This window comes from Enterobacter cloacae complex sp. SHL020, assembly GCF_049236945.1.
Classification (GTDB): Bacteria; Pseudomonadota; Gammaproteobacteria; order Enterobacterales; family Enterobacteriaceae; genus Enterobacter; species Enterobacter dykesii.
In genome coordinates, this window is record NZ_JBMKJF010000010.1 from 78,974 (window position 1) to 95,789 (window position 16,816).

Sequence of the window (16,816 nt, forward strand, 5' to 3'; positions counted from 1 at the left end):
TCTTATGAAGGCTTTATCGACCCTCGCAGTCCTTATGTCTGCATTACTGCTTCAGGGATGTATCGCTGCGGCCGTTGTGGGCACCGCTGCAGTGGGTACCAAAGCAGCGACCGATCCGCGCTCTGTGGGGACGCAGGTAGATGACGGTACGCTGGAGCTGCGCGTCAACAGCGCGCTGTCGAAAGACGAACAAATCAAGAAAGAAGCGCGTATCAACGTGACGGCTTATCAGGGCAAAGTGCTGCTGGCAGGCCAGGCGCCGAATATGGAGCTCGCCTCGCGTGCGAAACAGATTGCGATGGGCGTCGAAGGAACCACAGAGGTGTTTAACGAAGTGCGCCAGGGCAAGCCAATTGGCCTGGGTGACGCCTCTTCCGATACCTGGATCACCACCAAAGTGCGTTCCCAGCTGCTGGGCTCGGACCAGGTGAAATCCTCCAACGTGAAAGTGACGACGGAAAACGGCGAAGTGTTCCTGCTGGGTCTGGTGACCGACCGTGAAGGGAAAGCGGCGGCCGATATCGCCAGCCGGGTGAGCGGCGTGAAGCACGTCACCACCGCGTTTACTTACATCAAATAAAAAAAATCCCCTCGCTTGAGGGGATTTTTTTGTAGGCCCGGTAAGCGCTAGCGCCACCGGGCTTTTTTTACATCAACGCAATACTGCCCACCATCACCCCGCTCAGCGCCACCAGCCCTGCGGTCATCCACAGCGCTTTCGCCGGGAACGACTTACGCAGCATGATAAGCGACGGCAGGCTGATCGCCGGCAGCGTAATCAGCAGCGCCAGCGCCGGCGCGGTGCCCATACCGGCCAGCATCATGGTCTGAACAATCGGGATCTCCGCCGCCGTTGGGATCACAAACAGGCAGCCCGCAACGGCCATTGCGATAACCCACATCAGCGTATTGTCGATAGCGCCATCCGCATGCGGGAAGAGCCAGACGCGCGCCGCCCCCAGAACCAGTACCGCCAGGATATAGACCGGGATGGTGCTCCAGAAAAGTTGCCATAGCGCCCTGCCCCAGCGCGCAAAGAAGCCACCCTGCGGCTCGCTGACGTCCAGCTCAACGGCTGCGGGTTCTGCGGCATTATCCTTCACCAGTTTTTGCACCAGCGTCGCCACCACCAGCACGGTCAGCAGCCCGGCGACCAGACGGATGAACGCGAAATGCCAGCCCAGCACAAAGCCCATAAACACCAGTGTTGCCGGGTTGAGCAGCGGGTTGCCCATCCAGAACGCCAGCGCGCCGCCCATCGACACGCGCTGGCGGCGCATTCCTGCGGCCACGGGCGCGGCGCAGCAGGAACACATCATGCCCGGCAGGGAGAAAATCGTCCCCAGCAGCGTGCCCTGAAAGCGCGGCTGCCCGAGGGTTTTCACCAGCCAGTTACGGGGGATAAGCACCTGAATTAGTGACCCAAGGATCACACCTAAGACGGCAGCTTTCCAGACGGCAAGGAAGTAGACCATGGCGTAATCCCACGCCGCCTGCAGCGGGCTGGAATCAGCCTGTGCGAGAATAGATTTACCGATGCTGTGCGTTTCGGCGGCGGTGAAGGCTTTACCGTAGTACGGCTGCCATTTCACGTACCAGAGGCCAACAATGACCACGAGAAAGAAGAGTGCGGGCTTCCACCATTGAACAGGTGTTGCCGCCTGAGATGAAGACTGACCAGTCATAGCATTCCCCGGAGAATATTAGGTTATTAGCCGGGGGAGTTTACGCCTCGCCCTGCGCGATTTCACGCAGTTTTGCCGAAGGGATAATGTTTACGCCCGCTTTCGACGGGGCCAGCCCTTCTTTTAACATCGCGCGCGCGACGTCCCGCGCCTCGATCGCTTTCCAGTTGCCGGGAAGGACCCGAAACAGCGGGGCCAGGATCGACTCGTTAAAGCGGCGTTCGTCCCGGTGGCCGATCAGCATCGAAGGGCGCACAATCGTCAGCTGCTCCCATTTCTGCGCAATCAGTGCCTCCTCCATCTTGCCCTTCACCTTGTTGTAGAAGAACGGCGATCCGGCACTGGCGCCCAGCGCGCTGACCACCAGAAAATGTTTGGCCCCCAGCTTTTTCGCCGTGAGCGCGGTGTCCACCACCAGCGTATAGTCGGCGTGGATAAAGGCCTCCTTGCTGCCCGCCTCCCGCCGCGTGGTGCCCAGACAGCAAAAGGCGATATCAATCGGGTCCTGCACCTGCGCCAGCGCGTCCGTCAGCTGAGGATCGTGCGGATTAAAGACGCCGGAAATGTCCGCCAGCGGTCGACGGGTCGGAGCGGCGATGTAGTTCACGCGGCGATCCTGAATCAGCAGCCGCAGCAGATGATCGCCCACTAAGCCGGTAGCACCTGTAATCAATACCTGACTCATCTTTTCCCCTTTACAGAATTGTCCGTTTGCGAACTCAGCGTCGTCGACCACACTTAGAAGTCTGTTACAGGTAAGTATTTACCACAAGCGGAGAAAAATCAGTCTGAAGCCAAAACAACGGAGGAAGCATGGGCAAGAAAATCGCAGTCTTGATTACCGACGAGTTTGAAGATTCAGAATTCACCTCTCCAGCAGAGGCGTTCCGCAAGGCGGGACATGAGGTCATCACCATTGAGAAAGAGGCGGGCAAAACGGTGACAGGCCATAAGGGCGAGGCGACCGTGACCATCGATGAGAGCATTGATAACGTTAGCCCCTCAGATTTCGACGCTCTGCTGTTACCCGGCGGCCATTCCCCGGATTCCCTGCGCGGAGATGAGCGCTTCGTGACCTTTACCCGGGACTTTGTCTCGACCGGCAAACCGGTGTTTGCCATCTGCCACGGCCCGCAACTGCTCATCAGCGCAGAAGTGGTCCGCGGGCGTAAGCTTACCGCCGTGAAACCGATCGTTATCGATCTGAAAAATGCGGGGGCCGAGTTTTACGATCAGGAGGTGGTCAACGACAAAGACCAGCTGATCACCAGCCGGACCCCGGACGATCTCCCGGCGTTTAACCGCGAAGCGCTACGCCTGCTCGGCGCGTAACCAGTGCAGCTTTTTGCCAAAGCCCAGGGTATTGTCGGTAAATTTCAGCTCATCGAGGCGAATTTCCCAGACCGGGGCTTTTAGCGCAGCGGCAACGGGAAAGCGGCGCGTGTAGAGCTTACGGCGCGCGTCGCTCTCTTCACCATCCAGACGACGGATCTCACCTTTAAACTGCACGCCGCGGATTAGCGCGACCGTTTTCGGCTGGCCGTTTACCGTACCTGCCACCTTTGCCTGCTGGCCGGTCATCTGCGCATGACGCGTGTTGTCTTCACTCATGACATAAAAAGCCACGCGCTCAGGATCGTAGTAGTAAAACGCGTTTGCGCACCACATCTCACCCTCGTCACAGACGCACCAGGTGACAACGTGCTGCTTCGCCAGCCAGCGGTTAATGGCGGCCAGTGTTTCCATTTTCGTTCTCTCTCATGCTATGGTGCGTTCACCTTAACATACTGAATCCGTTTACCGTGTGCTGGTTTCTCTATCTTGTCCGAACCGCTGATAACGCCCTCTACACCGGGATCACCACCGATGTGGCGCGGCGTTTTTTACAACATCAAACGGGGAAAGGGGCAAAAGCTCTGCGGGGGAAAGGGGAACTACAGCTCGCCTTCTCAGCGGCCGTCGGCGACCGATCGCTGGCGCTCAGGCTGGAATACCGCATCAAGCAGCTGACGAAGCGCCAGAAAGAGCGCCTCGTGACCGGAGACGGCTCCTTTGAGGCGCTACGCGAGAGCCTGATTAAAAGCGATTGAAATGGTCGTGGTACTCGACCAGGCCATTCACGCCGTTGAGCGCGTCGTCCGCCAGGCGATGGACCTGGAAAGCAGATTCCGTCCCCGGCCAGCGGCAGCGCAAATCGTAATGCGCGGCCTGCTCAAAGCCTAAACGGCCATAGAACGCCGGATCGCCCAGCGTGACAACGGCGGCATAGCCAAACTCATTGAGCGAATCCAGCCCTTCATAGACCAGCTGACGCGCCAGCCCTTGCCCGCGATAGTTTTCATCTACCGCCAGCGGTGCCATTCCCACCCACTGAAGATCTTCGCCCTGAACGATGACCGGACTGAAGGCCACATAGCCGACCACCTGACCTTCGTCATCGGTGGCAACCAGCCCCAGCGTAATCAGGCCATCCTCGCGAAGGTCGTGGACCAGTTGGGCTTCGGCATCGCTCGCAAAGGCGCGGCGTAACAATGCATCGATCCCCGGCGCATCAATCCCAATTTCGACTCGAATCAGCATGGCTCACCTACTGAAGTGTGTTTACCGTCCGGCGGGGTTTTCAGCCCGGCCTCAACGAAATCTGCCATTTGCATTAACATCACGCGCAGCGCTTTCGGCATCTGCTCCAGCTCAATGGCATCCATTAAATTCTTAACGTACAGGCCCAGCTCCGTGTCGCCTTCAATTACCAGACGGCGCTGGAAGAAGAGCGTATCCGGATCCTGCTTGCGCGCGGCGATCATCAGCAGATCGCTGGCGTTGGCGCTAAAGCTCACATCCGCGTCGACGGACTCGCGTACGATCAGCTGGTCATTCTCAACGGAGGTAAACCAGCGCAGCCCGATGTCACGCACCTCAATGCTTAACCAGCGGCCTTCCAGGAATTCCAGCTCGCCGTCCTGCAGCGCCTGGCGGAACTGCCAGCTCAGGACCTGCTCCAGCACCTGACGTTTAAGCGCGAACGGCGCCAGCTTGACCGGCACGCTCAGCATTGATGGACCAAATTGTACGAGACGTGAACGCAGTTTATCCAGCACGAGCTTTACTCCCTGATATCTATAGTCCGGCTATTTTGCCATATCCGACGCGCAACATAGCGGCGTAAATCAACAAACCTTCGTCCGCCGTACCTCATTATTGGTGTCATCAATACGCCATTAGCTGCCTTAAATCAAAAATTGTCGCGTATGGGTTAATTAAAATCCCAGCTCGTTAACAATTTTGCGATCGACTACATCAGGATAAATTATGGAGCTGCTCTGCCCTGCCGGAAATCTTCCGGCGCTTAAGGCGGCCATCGAAAATGGGGCCGATGCGGTCTATATCGGGCTGAAAGATGACACCAACGCCCGCCATTTTGCTGGCCTCAACTTTACGGAGAAAAAGCTTCAGGAAGCCGTTAACTTCGTTCACCAGCACCGCCGCAAGCTGCATATCGCCATCAATACCTTTGCTCATCCTGACGGCTATGCCCGCTGGCAGCGCGCGGTGGATATGGCGGCACAGCTGGGTGCCGATGCGCTGATCCTGGCCGACCTCGCCATGCTTGAGTATGCGGCAGAACGCTATCCCCATATTGAGCGCCACGTCTCTGTTCAGGCATCTGCCACCAACGAAGAGGCGGTGCGTTTTTATCATCAACACTTTGACGTGGCCCGCGTGGTGCTGCCGCGCGTGCTCTCTATTCATCAGGTTAAGCAACTCGCGCGCGTCACGCCAGTGCCGCTGGAAGTTTTTGCCTTTGGCAGCCTGTGCATCATGGCCGAAGGCCGTTGCTATCTTTCCTCTTATTTAACCGGTGAATCGCCGAATACCGTCGGGGCCTGCTCTCCTGCCCGCTTTGTTCGCTGGCAGCAGACCCCGCAGGGGCTGGAATCCCGCCTGAATGAGGTGCTGATCGACCGCTACCAGGACGGGGAAAACGCCGGTTATCCAACCCTGTGTAAAGGCCGCTATCTGGTCGACGGCGAGCGCTATCACGCGCTGGAGGAGCCGACCAGCCTCAACACGCTGGAGCTGCTGCCGGAACTGCTGGCGGCCAATATTGCCTCGGTGAAAATCGAAGGACGTCAGCGCAGCCCGGCCTATGTGAGCCAGGTTGCGAAAGTGTGGCGTCAGGCCATCGACCGCTGCATGGCGGACCCGCAGAACTACGCGCCACAGCAGGCCTGGATGGAAACGCTCGGTTCGATGTCCGAAGGCACGCAAACCACGCTGGGCGCGTATCACCGTAAATGGCAGTGAGAAAATCATGAAATATTCATTAGGACCGGTGCTCTACTACTGGCCAAAAGAGACGCTGGAAAATTTTTACCAACAGGCCGCTGCCAGCAGCGCCGACGTGATTTACCTCGGCGAAGCGGTTTGCAGCAAGCGCCGCGCCACCAAAGTGGGCGACTGGCTGGATATGGCGAAAGGCCTGGCCGGAAGCGGCAAGCAGGTGGTGCTCTCCACGCTCGCGCTGGTGCAGGCGTCGTCCGAACTGGGCGAGCTGAAGCGCTACGTTGAAAACGGCGAGTTCCTGCTGGAAGCGAGCGATCTGGGCGTGGTGAACATGTGCGCTGAACGCAGGTTGCCGTTTGTTGCGGGTCATGCCCTGAACTGCTACAACGCCGTGACCCTGCGCCTGCTGCTAAAACAGGGGATGACGCGCTGGTGCATGCCGGTAGAGCTCTCCCGTGACTGGCTGGCTAACCTGCTTAACCAGTGCGACGAGCTGGGCATTCGCAATCAGTTTGAAGTGGAAGTGCTGAGCTACGGGCATCTGCCGCTGGCCTACTCCGCCCGCTGCTTCACCGCGCGCTCGGAAGACCGCCCGAAAGACGAATGCGAAACCTGCTGCATCAAGTACCCGAACGGACGCAGCATGCTGTCGCAGGAGAATCAGCAGGTGTTTGTCCTCAACGGTATTCAGACCATGAGCGGCTATGTCTATAACCTCGGCAACGAGCTGGCGTCGATGGATGGGCTGGTGGATATGGTTCGTCTGTCGCCGCTGGATACCGGCGTGTTCGCGATGCTGGACGCCTTCCGCGCCAACGAAAACGGCGCCGCTCCGCTGCCGCTGACGGCAAACAGCGACTGCAACGGCTACTGGAAGCGTCTGGCCGGGCTGGAGCTGCAGGCGTAAAAAAGGCTCACTTTGTTAACAACGGTTATCATTATTTAATGCAGTATTAAAGATTGACCGTCGACAAAGTGAGCTGTTATGACTGACAAAACCATTCCGTTTTCGGTGCTGGATCTGGCGCCGATCCCACAAGGCTCCTCGGCAAGAGAAGCCTTTTCGCACTCTCTCGCTCTTGCTCAGCTGGCCGAGAAGCGTGGCTATCACCGCTACTGGCTGGCCGAACATCACAACATGGTGGGCATTGCCAGCGCCGCCACCTCTGTACTGATTGGCTATCTGGCAGCAAATACCACCACCCTGCACCTGGGCTCCGGTGGCGTGATGCTGCCAAACCACGCCCCGCTGGTGATTGCCGAGCAGTTTGGCACTCTGAATACGCTCTACCCGGGCCGTATAGATTTGGGCCTTGGTCGTGCGCCGGGCAGCGACCAGCCAACGATGCGCGCCCTGCGTCGCCATATGAGCGGCGATATCGACAACTTCCCGCGCGATGTGGCCGAGCTGGTGGACTGGTTCGACGCGCGCGATCCGAACCCGCACGTGCGCCCGGTCCCGGGCTACGGCGAGAAGATCCCGGTGTGGCTGTTGGGATCAAGCCTCTACAGCGCACAGCTCGCCGCGCAGCTTGGGCTGCCGTTTGCGTTTGCCTCCCACTTTGCCCCGGATATGCTGCATCAGGCGCTGCATCTCTACCGCACGAACTTCAAACCGTCCGAGCGTCTTGAGAAACCGTACGCGATGGTGTGCATCAACATCATTGCCGCTGACAGCAATCGCGACGCGGAATTCCTGTTCACCTCCATGCAGCAGGCGTTTGTGAAGCTGCGTCGCGGTGAGACGGGCCAGCTTCCACCGCCGGTGGAGAATATGCATCAGCTGTGGTCAGCCTCCGAGCAGTATGGCGTGCAGCAGGCCCTGAGCATGTCGCTGGTAGGCGATAAATCGAAAGTGCGTCACGGGCTGGAGGCGGTGCTGCGCGAAACGCAGGCGGATGAAATTATGGTTAACGGCCAGATTTTCGATCACCAGGCGCGTTTGCATTCGTTTGATTTAGCCATGCAGGTGAAAGAGGAGTTGGTGGGGTAGTTTTTGCTTTTCTCCCTCTCCCTATGGGAGAGGGCCAGGGTGAGGGGTTCAACCCCTCGTTTTACTGATACACGGGTAACAGGTTAAAGCTCGACAATATGTGTACCACCGCGTTACCCACGCCAAACACCAGGATCAGCGCAATCATCGGCTTGCCGCCCCAGACGCGGAATTTCGGGCTACCGAAACGTTTACGTGATTTACGCGCCAGCAGCGCCGGCACAATTGCCGCCCAGATAGTTGCCGCCAGCCCTGCATAGCCGATGGCGTACAGGAAGCCGTTCGGCCACAGCAGGCCGCCCACTATCGGCGGCAGGAAGGTTAGCAGCGCGGTTTTGAAGCGCCCCATCGCAGAATCATCAAAGCCGAACAGATCCGCCAGATAGTCAAACAGGCCCAGCGTCACGCCCAGGAAAGAGCTCGCCACCGCAAAGTTAGAGAAAACCACCAGCAGCAGATCCAGGCTGCGGCTGTTCAGCACGCCGCTCAGCGCCTGCACCAGCACGTCGATGTTACCGCCCTTCTGGGCGATGCCGATGAAATCCGGACGCGGGATGTTGCCCATCGTCCCCAGCAGCCAAATCACATACAGACCCAGCGCCAGCAGCGTTCCGTAGACCAGACACTTCACAATAGTGAGCGGATCTTTGCCGTAGTACTTCATCAGGCTCGGCACGTTACCGTGGTAGCCAAACGACGCCAGACAGAACGGCAGCGTCATCAGCAGGTACGGCGTGTAGGAGGTGTTCACTTCGGCAACGTTAAACAGCGTGGCGGGCGTCACGTGCCCCAGCAGGCTGCCGAAGGTCAGGAAGAAGGTGATGACCTTAGCGCCTAATACAATCGCCGTCATGCGGCTCACCGCTTTGGTACTCATCCAGACGATAAACGCCACAGCCAGCGCAAAACATAGCCCTGCCAGACGTGCCGGAACGTTCAGTGACATCTCCGAGAAGGTGTGATGCAGAATCGAGCCGCTCGCTGAAATGTACGCGTAGGTCAGGATATAGAGTACAAACGCGATGGACAGCCCGTTCACCAGGTTCCAGCCTTTGCCCAGCAGATCTTTGGTGATGGTGTCGAAGCTGGAGCCAATGCGGTAGTTCAGGTTTGCTTCAAGGATCATCAGCCCGGAATGGAGCATGCAGAACCAGGTAAAGACCAGCGCCGCCAGCGACCAGAAGAACCACGCACCGGACATGACCACAGGCAGGGAAAACATCCCGGCACCAATAATGGTTCCGCCGATGATCACCACGCCGCCAAGCAGCGAAGGTGACGTTTGGGTGGTGGTTAGTGTCGCCATACAGCCTTTTCTCCAGTCAATCATGCGGTTCTGCATTTTAATGTGACGCACTGTACCAGTACAAGAGTACAAAGGGAATAAAAAAAGCCCCGATAGCGTATATCGGGGCTGTATATTTTACTTTACGTCAGAAGCGTAAGGCTTATGCGTCACCGAAACGACGGCGGCTGGTGCCTTCTTCACGACGTGGGCCACGGTTTTCGCGACGCTCGCCGGAGAAACGACGACCTTCACCACCGCGACCTTCGCTGCGGCCGCCTTCACGACGCTCACCACCGAAGCTGCGACCACCGCCACGACGTTCACCACCGCGGTCAGGGCGTGGCTGTGCATCGCCCATCAGCTGCATGTTCATCGGCTTGTTCAGGATGCGGGTACGCGTAAAGTGCTGCAGCACTTCGCCCGGCATGCCTTTTGGCAGCTCGATAGTAGAGTGTGATGCGAACAGCTTGATGTTACCGATGTAACGGCTGCTGATGTCGCCTTCGTTAGCGATCGCGCCAACGATGTGACGAACTTCAACGCCATCATCACGACCCACTTCAATGCGGTACAGTTCCATATCACCCGCGTCACGACGCTCGCGACGTGGACGGTCTTCACCACCACGCTCTGGACGGTCACCACGTGGGCCACGGTCATTGCGGTCGCCACGACGTTCGAAGCGATCGTCACGGTCACGGAATTCACGCTTAGGACGCATCGGCGCATCTGGTGGCACGATCAGGCTACGTTCGCCCTGAGCCATTTTCAGCAGTGCTGCAGCCAGGGTTTCCATGTCCAGCTCTTCGCCTTCAGCAACAGGCTGAATCTGCGACAGCAGCGCGCGGTACTGATCCAGATCGCTGCTTTCCAGCTGCTGCTGGACTTTGGCGGCGAATTTTTCCAGACGGCGTTTGCCCAGCAGATCTGCGTTTGGCAGGTCAGCTTCTGGAATGGTCAGCTTCATGGTGCGTTCGATGTTGCGCAGCAGACGACGCTCGCGGTTCTCAACGAACAGCAGCGCGCGGCCAGCACGACCCGCACGACCGGTACGGCCGATACGGTGAACGTAAGACTCGGAATCCATCGGGATGTCGTAGTTCACAACCAGGCTGATACGCTCAACGTCCAGACCACGTGCTGCCACGTCGGTTGCAATCAGGATATCCAGACGACCGTCTTTCAGACGCTCCAGAGTCTGCTCACGCAGGGCCTGGTTCATGTCGCCGTTCAGCGCTGCGCTGTTGTAGCCGCTACGCTCCAGGGCTTCAGCCACTTCCAGGGTCGCGTTTTTGGTACGAACGAAGATAATCGCCGCATCAAAATCTTCCGCTTCCAGGAAACGTACCAGCGCTTCGTTTTTGCGCATGCCGTACACAGACCAGTAGCTCTGGCTGATGTCCGGGCGAGTGGTTACGCTGGACTGAATACGCACTTCCTGAGGATCTTTCATGAAGCGCTTGGTGATACGACGAATCGCTTCTGGCATGGTGGCAGAGAACAGCGCGGTCTGATGACCGTCCGGGATCTGCGCCATGATGGTTTCGACGTCTTCGATGAAGCCCATACGCAGCATTTCATCTGCTTCATCCAGTACCAGGCCGCTCAGTTTAGAGAGGTCCAGAGTACCACGCTTCAGGTGATCCAGCAGACGGCCCGGCGTACCGACAACAATCTGTGGGCCCTGGCGCAGGGCGCGTAACTGCACGTCATAACGCTGGCCACCGTACAGGGCTACCACGTTTACGCCGCGCATATGTTTAGAGAATTCCGTCATGGCTTCTGCAACCTGAACAGCCAGTTCACGGGTTGGAGCCAGGACGAGGATCTGCGGTGCACGCAGGTCCGGATCAATGTTGTTCAGCAGCGGCAGCGAGAATGCTGCAGTTTTACCGCTACCAGTCTGGGCCATGCCCAGCACGTCACGACCAGAAAGCAGGTGTGGGATACACTCAGCCTGGATCGGAGATGGTTTTTCGTAACCCAGATCGTTAAGGGCTTCAAGGATAGGAGCCTTCAGGCCCAGATCTGCAAAAGTGGTTTCGAATTCAGCCATGTAGTACAAGTGCCTCGATATTAATGGCGGCCAGTCTACTTAGCTCATCGTGAAAATGATTAGCAATTTTCATTGAAAAGTGTGAACCGGCTCAAAGTAGGTGTATTGACGAACAACAACGCCCTCACCAGTTAAGGTGATGGCAATCAAAAGATTACGGGCTGATGTTTATGTCGTCAGCTATTGCTGGTCCGATTCTGCCAGGTCGTCATGCTCCTGGCCCAAGAGCGATAATTCCAACAATGCATAACGGTGCTCAACGAAGTTGTGTACGTTGTTAGCAACCGCTAATTTGAACAGTGCCGTAGCGCTGTCCATATCCCCCAGACTTAGGTAGTACTTACCTAAATAGAAGTTGGTTTCACTGAGATGCTCAGCGAGCGAGGTGTTATCCGTTGCGTCCGCCTTGAGGCGTTCCATCAGCGTTGCTTCGCTAATGTTGCCCAGGTAGAACTCGACAATGTTCCATCCCCACTGTTCCTTGTCCGATTTATCGAAGCGCTGTTTCAGTGCCTCTTTTGCCTGCTTCTCATCGAGCTTCCGCTCAACGATGTAAAGCCACAGGCTACGGAAAGGATCATTAGGATCGTCTTGATAAAACGCCAGCAGATCATCTTGCGCTAACTTATCACGACCGCCGTAATACAATGCGATACCGCGATTCAAGTGCGCGTAGTTGTAAGTTGGATCAAGCTCAAGTACAGAATCAAACGCTTCATAGGCAGCATCAAAATTGCCTGCCTGCGTTAAATAAATGCCTAAGTAATTGAATACTTCAGGCATATCAGGTCGGATAGCCAGCGCTTGTGAAAAATCATTTCGCGCCAATGCCCTCAGACCGAGACTATCATACAACACTCCGCGCTCATATAAAAGCTGTGCGCGTTCTTCATCGGTTAAAGCCCGACTGGCAAGAATTTGTTCCATGCGTGCCAGAATCACTTCCTGCTGCAAAGTCGGTTGCAATGGCACTGCGAGGACTTCGCTCTTACGCCAGGCAGAGTTGCTGCATCCTGCCAGCGTTAAAGCTGTCGCAACGAAACACCAGCGCAAAAAAGGCTTCATTTCCCACTCCCGAAGACAACTATTGGATGAACGTCCTGTCCCCCGGCGGCTTAACAAGGCGTCCTGCCTGATAATAGGCCCTCCGCAAAGCGGAGGGCAAATGGCAACTTACTCGCCTTGCTGTTCTGCTGCCTGTGCTTCTGGCGCAGCAGCTGGCTGAGACTGCTCGGTTGCTTCTTTAATGCTCAGACGGATACGGCCCTGGCGATCAACTTCCAGAACTTTAACCGGTACTTCCTGACCCATTTGCAGGTAATCGGTCACTTTCTCAACGCGCTTATCAGCGATCTGAGAGATGTGAACCAGACCTTCTTTACCGCCACCGATGGCAACGAACGCGCCAAAGTCAACGATACGGGTCACTTTACCTGCGTAGACGCGGCCCACTTCGATCTCTGCAGTGATTTCTTCGATGCGACGGATCGCGAATTTCGCTTTCTCGCCGTCGGTTGCTGCGATTTTCACAGTACCGTCATCTTCGATTTCGATCGTGGTGCCAGTCTCTTCGGTCAGCGCACGGATTACGGAACCGCCCTTACCGATAACATCTTTGATCTTGTCTGGATTGATCTTGATGGTGTGGATACGTGGAGCGAACTGAGAAATGTCGCCACGCGGCGCGTTAATCGCCTGTTCCATCACGCCCAGGATGTGCAGACGTGCACCTTTAGCCTGGTTCAGAGCAACCTGCATGATCTCTTTGGTGATACCTTCAATTTTGATATCCATCTGCAGCGCAGAGATACCTTCGCGGGAACCCGCTACTTTGAAGTCCATATCGCCCAGGTGGTCTTCGTCGCCCAGGATGTCAGACAGAACAACAAAGTTGTCGCCTTCTTTCACCAGACCCATAGCGATACCAGCCACAGCGGCTTTGATTGGTACGCCTGCATCCATCAGCGCCAGAGAGGCACCACACACGGAAGCCATGGAAGAAGAACCGTTGGATTCGGTGATTTCAGACACCACACGTACGGTGTACGGGAATTTGTCTGCTTCTGGCATCACTGCCAGCACGCCGCGCTTCGCCAGACGACCGTGACCAATTTCACGACGCTTCGGCGAGCCAACCATACCGGTTTCGCCTACGGAGTACGGAGGGAAGTTGTAGTGGAACAGGAAGCTGTCAGTGCGCTCGCCCATCAGTTCGTCGATGATCTGTGCGTCACGTGCAGTACCCAGAGTCGCGGTAACCAGCGCCTGCGTTTCGCCACGGGTGAACAGCGCGGAACCGTGAGTACGTGGCAGAACGCCAGTACGCACATCCAGACCACGGATCATGTCTTTTTCGCGACCATCGATACGCGGCTCGCCTGCCAGTACACGGCTACGAACAACGTTTTTCTCGATTGCGTGCAGGATGTCGCTCAGTTCGTTAGCGTCCAGCGTTTCATCTTCAGCAACCAGAGTGGCGATAGTTTCAGACTTGATCACGTCAACCTGAGCATAACGCTCCTGCTTGTCAGTGATGCGGTATGCATCGCTCAGACGAGATTCTGCCAGGGCTGCAACGCGTGCGTTCAGCGCGTCGTTTGCCGCTTCTGGCTGCCAGTCCCAACGTGGTTTACCGGCTTCTTTCACCAGGTCGTTGATGTTCTGGATAACGATCTGCTGCTGATCGTGGCCAAAGACCACAGCGCCCAGCATCTGGTCTTCGCTCAGCAGTTCAGCTTCGGATTCAACCATCAGCACAGCCGCTTCAGTACCCGCAACAACCAGGTCCAGCTTACTTTCTTTCAGCTCTTCCTGGGTTGGGTTCAGCACGTACTGGTCGTTGATGTAGCCAACGCGCGCGGCACCGATTGGGCCATTGAATGGAATACCAGACAGTGACAGGGCAGCGGATGCGCCGATCATGGCAACGATGTCCGGGTTAACCTGTGGGTTAACGGAAACAACGGTAGCGATAACCTGTACTTCGTTAACGAAGCCTTCCGGGAACAGCGGACGAACCGGGCGGTCGATCAGACGCGCAATCAGGGTTTCGCCTTCGCTTGGACGGCCTTCACGACGGAAGAAACCACCCGGGATTTTACCGGCAGCGTAGGTACGCTCCTGGTAGTTAACGGTCAGCGGGAAGAAGTCCTGACCTGGTTTAGCTTTTTTCTGGCCAACAACGGTAACGAATACCGCAGTGTCATCCATGCTTACCATAACGGCAGCAGTAGCCTGACGTGCCATCATGCCGGTTTCCAGCGTGACGGTATGTTGACCATACTGGAATTTACGAACGATCGGATTCAGCAAAGTTCTGTCCTTTCTTAAATGTTTGACAGCACACCACCGGTGTGCTGTCGATTTAACCCGACCTTCTTCGCATCCTCGCGACTAATGACAACCAACACCCCCATGGGTGAAGCCTCTCATTAGCCGCGCGAACCTCTGCAATGAAGATCATTTATAGCAACAATACAATAGTTTCCAGTGAATTGCTGCCGTCTGGTTGAAAAAAGGGGCCATCAGGCCCCCTTTTCTGAAACTCGCAAGACTTAGCGACGCAGACCCAGACGCTCGATCAGCGCGGTGTAGCGTGCAACATCTTTACGTTTCAGGTAGTCGAGCAGTTTACGACGCTGAGAAACCATACGCAGCAGACCACGACGGCTGTGGTGATCTTTTTTGTGCTCTGCAAAGTGACCCTGCAGGTGGTTAATCTGTGCAGTCAGCAGTGCAACCTGAACTTCGGTAGAACCGCTGTCGTTAGTACCACGACCAAACTCAGAAACGATTTTAGCTTTAGCTTCAACGCTTAGAGACATTTTCAAACTCCAAAGTATAAAGAATGTAAGGATGCCGATCTCTAATTCAGCAATCCCATGTACGCCCCGCAGATTGTTAAACAATTTGCCAGGCGTTAAGCGGCGATATTCTACTCGTCTCCCCTGCTTATCGCAAGGTGAGCCGTTATCACCGTCACGCGTCGACCGGATATTCGACGACCAGACGACGCGGCGCAACGCGCCCTTCGCCATCCATTTCGCCCATACCGATGAATTTCCCTTCTTCACCTTCGGTCACGCGTACCAGTCCTTCCAGCGGCGCTTGTGCCGTACGAACCGGGTTGCCGTTCTTAAAGTAAACGGACGATGTTAAAGGAAGATTAACAACCGGAAAGTCCGCTGCCGGACTGTCCATCGGCATCAGCAAGGGATCCAGCAAATCTGCCGGCGCAATCCCCTGCGCTTCCGCCTGTTCTACCAGCTCGCGCAGATGTTCCAGGGTTACCATCCGCTCCACCGGGTACTTGCTCACCGCCAGACGGCGCAGGTATATCACATGCGCGCCGCAGCCCAGTTTTTCACCGAGGTCGTCGATGATGGTGCGAATGTACGTCCCTTTCGAACAGTGCACTTCCAGCTCCAGCTCATCACCTTCGTGGCGAATAAACAGCAGCTCATACACGGTTATCGGACGGGATTCACGCGGGACGTCAATGCCCTGGCGCGCATATTCGTAGAGCTTCTTGCCCTGATATTTCAGCGCCGAATACATCGACGGCACCTGCATCGTGTCCCCACGGAAGCTCTCCAGCGCAGCGTCAAGCTGTTCGGCGCTGAACGTCACCGGACGCTCTTCCACCACCTGACCATCCGCGTCGGAGGTATCCGTGCGCTGGCCCAGCTTAGCGATCACACGGTAGCGCTTATCGGAGTCGAGCAGGTACTGGGAAAACTTTGTCGCCTCTCCCAGGCAGACCGGCAGCATGCCGGTTGCCAGCGGATCGAGCGCGCCGGTGTGGCCCGCACGGTTGGCGTTATAAATACGCTTAACTTTTTGCAGCACGTCGTTGCTGGAAGCGCCCTGGGGTTTATCCAGCAGCAGCACACCATGCACGTCGCGACCGCGACGACGAGGACGACTCATTAGTCCTCCTTGCTGTCGTCCGCCGGGTTAACACGACGCTCATCGTCATGTTTAACCACGCTGGTCACCAGGTTGGACATACGCATACCTTCGACCAGCGAGTTGTCGTAGAAGAAGGTCAGTTCAGGCACGATACGCAGGCGCATCGCTTTGCCAAGCAGGGAGCGGATGAAACCAGAGGCTTCCTGCAACGCTTTAATGCCGTTTTTCACTGCCGCTTCGTCCTGATCGTTCAGGAAGGTGACGAACACTTTTGCATAGGCCAAATCGCGGGACATTTCGACACCGGAAACGGTGGTCATCATGCCGACGCGCGGGTCTTTAATTTCACGTTGCAGAATGAGTGCGATCTCTTTCTGCATTTCCTGCGCTACGCGCTGAGGGCGACCAAATTCTTTCGCCATAATAAATTCTCCAGACAAAAAAGGGGCTAAAAGCCCCTTTTAAAATTATTGCCGGGTGGCGCTTCGCTTACCCGGCCTACGCTAGTTAATCTTCTAAGGATTTTGGGTTGCAACAAGGCGGCAAGCTCGTGAATCCCCGGGAGCATAGATAACTATGTGACCGGGGTGAACGAGCGC

At 56.5% G+C, this 16,816-nt stretch carries 19 protein-coding genes; 6 read left to right on the forward strand and 13 right to left on the reverse strand.

Annotated features, from left to right (window positions below; translation table 11 throughout):
* Window positions 1-4: 4 nt before the first annotated feature.
* Window positions 5-580 carry a division/outer membrane stress-associated lipid-binding lipoprotein gene (dolP, locus tag ACOTZB_RS19590; protein ID WP_024906379.1) on the forward strand — a complete coding sequence of 192 codons (576 nt, stop codon included), beginning with the start codon at window positions 5-7 and terminating at the stop codon, window positions 578-580.
* Window positions 581-647: 67 nt separating this feature from the next.
* Here dolP and ACOTZB_RS19595 read toward each other — a convergent pair whose 3' ends face one another.
* Window positions 648-1,685 (reverse strand): permease, encoded by a 1,038-nt coding sequence (locus tag ACOTZB_RS19595; protein WP_421628254.1) that lies wholly within the window; start codon window positions 1,683-1,685, stop codon window positions 648-650.
* A 40-nt stretch (window positions 1,686-1,725) separates the two neighbouring features.
* Entirely contained in the window at window positions 1,726-2,370 is a 645-nt protein-coding gene (locus ACOTZB_RS19600) for an NAD(P)H-binding protein (protein WP_126329206.1), read from the reverse strand.
* Window positions 2,371-2,498: 128 nt separating this feature from the next.
* Here ACOTZB_RS19600 and ACOTZB_RS19605 point away from each other — a divergent pair, with 128 nt between their 5' ends.
* On the forward strand, window positions 2,499-3,017 hold the full coding sequence (locus ACOTZB_RS19605; protein ID WP_048981198.1) for a type 1 glutamine amidotransferase domain-containing protein: 519 nt from the start codon (window positions 2,499-2,501) through the stop codon (window positions 3,015-3,017).
* Here the strand turns inward: ACOTZB_RS19605 and ACOTZB_RS19610 are convergent.
* A complete protein-coding gene (locus ACOTZB_RS19610; RefSeq protein WP_421628255.1) occupies window positions 2,997-3,431 on the reverse strand; it encodes a YhbP family protein in 435 nt (144 codons plus the stop codon). The two genes, ACOTZB_RS19605 and ACOTZB_RS19610, sit on opposite strands and share 21 nt — an antisense overlap.
* Window positions 3,432-3,445: 14 nt before the next feature.
* Between ACOTZB_RS19610 and ACOTZB_RS19615 the strand changes: the two genes are divergently transcribed.
* Window positions 3,446-3,775, forward strand: a complete 330-nt coding sequence (locus ACOTZB_RS19615) for a GIY-YIG nuclease family protein (RefSeq protein ID WP_023309323.1) — start codon at window positions 3,446-3,448, stop codon at window positions 3,773-3,775.
* On the opposite strand, the gene ACOTZB_RS19620 is transcribed toward ACOTZB_RS19615, so the two are convergent.
* Both ACOTZB_RS19620 and ubiT read right to left on the reverse strand, forming a co-directional pair.
* On the reverse strand, window positions 3,762-4,265 hold the full coding sequence (locus tag ACOTZB_RS19620) for a GNAT family N-acetyltransferase (protein WP_126329205.1): 504 nt from the start codon (window positions 4,263-4,265) through the stop codon (window positions 3,762-3,764). The genes ACOTZB_RS19615 and ACOTZB_RS19620 overlap by 14 nt on opposite strands.
* The gene (ubiT, locus tag ACOTZB_RS19625; RefSeq protein ID WP_421628257.1) at window positions 4,259-4,783 is read right to left on the reverse strand and encodes a ubiquinone anaerobic biosynthesis accessory factor UbiT; all 525 of its coding nucleotides are present in this window, start codon (window positions 4,781-4,783) and stop codon (window positions 4,259-4,261) included. Before ubiT ends, ACOTZB_RS19620 begins: the two co-directional genes overlap by 7 nt.
* 211 nt (window positions 4,784-4,994) lie before the next feature.
* Here ubiT and ubiU point away from each other — a divergent pair, with 211 nt between their 5' ends.
* From ubiU to ACOTZB_RS19640, 3 genes are all read left to right on the forward strand, one after another.
* Window positions 4,995-5,990 (forward strand): ubiquinone anaerobic biosynthesis protein UbiU, encoded by a 996-nt coding sequence (gene ubiU, locus ACOTZB_RS19630; protein WP_023309326.1) that lies wholly within the window; start codon window positions 4,995-4,997, stop codon window positions 5,988-5,990.
* Between the two features lie 7 nt (window positions 5,991-5,997).
* Entirely contained in the window at window positions 5,998-6,876 is an 879-nt protein-coding gene (locus tag ACOTZB_RS19635; RefSeq protein ID WP_421628259.1) for a U32 family peptidase, read from the forward strand.
* A gap of 78 nt (window positions 6,877-6,954) precedes the next feature.
* A complete protein-coding gene (locus tag ACOTZB_RS19640; RefSeq protein WP_421628260.1) occupies window positions 6,955-7,962 on the forward strand; it encodes a luciferase-like monooxygenase in 1,008 nt (335 codons plus the stop codon).
* Between the two features lie 61 nt (window positions 7,963-8,023).
* Here the strand turns inward: ACOTZB_RS19640 and mtr are convergent, their stop codons facing one another.
* The 8 genes from mtr to rbfA form a co-directional block, all read right to left on the reverse strand.
* Window positions 8,024-9,268: a tryptophan permease gene (gene mtr, locus ACOTZB_RS19645; protein ID WP_421628262.1), complete on the reverse strand. Its 1,245-nt coding sequence runs from the start codon at window positions 9,266-9,268 to the stop codon at window positions 8,024-8,026.
* Between the two features lie 142 nt (window positions 9,269-9,410).
* The gene (locus tag ACOTZB_RS19650) at window positions 9,411-11,306 is read right to left on the reverse strand and encodes a DEAD/DEAH family ATP-dependent RNA helicase (RefSeq protein ID WP_032639702.1); all 1,896 of its coding nucleotides are present in this window, start codon (window positions 11,304-11,306) and stop codon (window positions 9,411-9,413) included.
* Entirely contained in the window at window positions 11,299-11,379 is an 81-nt protein-coding gene (yrbN, locus tag ACOTZB_RS19655) for a protein YrbN (RefSeq protein ID WP_097397692.1), read from the reverse strand. The genes ACOTZB_RS19650 and yrbN overlap by 8 nt, the downstream gene beginning before the upstream one ends.
* Window positions 11,380-11,486: 107 nt before the next feature.
* Entirely contained in the window at window positions 11,487-12,371 is an 885-nt protein-coding gene (nlpI, locus tag ACOTZB_RS19660) for a lipoprotein NlpI (RefSeq protein ID WP_023309331.1), read from the reverse strand.
* A gap of 108 nt (window positions 12,372-12,479) precedes the next feature.
* Window positions 12,480-14,618 (reverse strand): polyribonucleotide nucleotidyltransferase, encoded by a 2,139-nt coding sequence (gene pnp / locus ACOTZB_RS19665; RefSeq protein ID WP_024906369.1) that lies wholly within the window; start codon window positions 14,616-14,618, stop codon window positions 12,480-12,482.
* Between the two features lie 242 nt (window positions 14,619-14,860).
* On the reverse strand, window positions 14,861-15,130 hold the full coding sequence (rpsO, locus tag ACOTZB_RS19670) for a 30S ribosomal protein S15 (protein WP_003861789.1): 270 nt from the start codon (window positions 15,128-15,130) through the stop codon (window positions 14,861-14,863).
* A 154-nt stretch (window positions 15,131-15,284) separates the two neighbouring features.
* Window positions 15,285-16,235 (reverse strand): tRNA pseudouridine(55) synthase TruB, encoded by a 951-nt coding sequence (gene truB / locus ACOTZB_RS19675; RefSeq protein ID WP_421628264.1) that lies wholly within the window; start codon window positions 16,233-16,235, stop codon window positions 15,285-15,287.
* On the reverse strand, window positions 16,235-16,639 hold the full coding sequence (gene rbfA, locus ACOTZB_RS19680; RefSeq protein ID WP_003024988.1) for a 30S ribosome-binding factor RbfA: 405 nt from the start codon (window positions 16,637-16,639) through the stop codon (window positions 16,235-16,237). Before rbfA ends, truB begins: the two co-directional genes overlap by 1 nt.
* Window positions 16,640-16,816 lie beyond the last annotated feature (177 nt).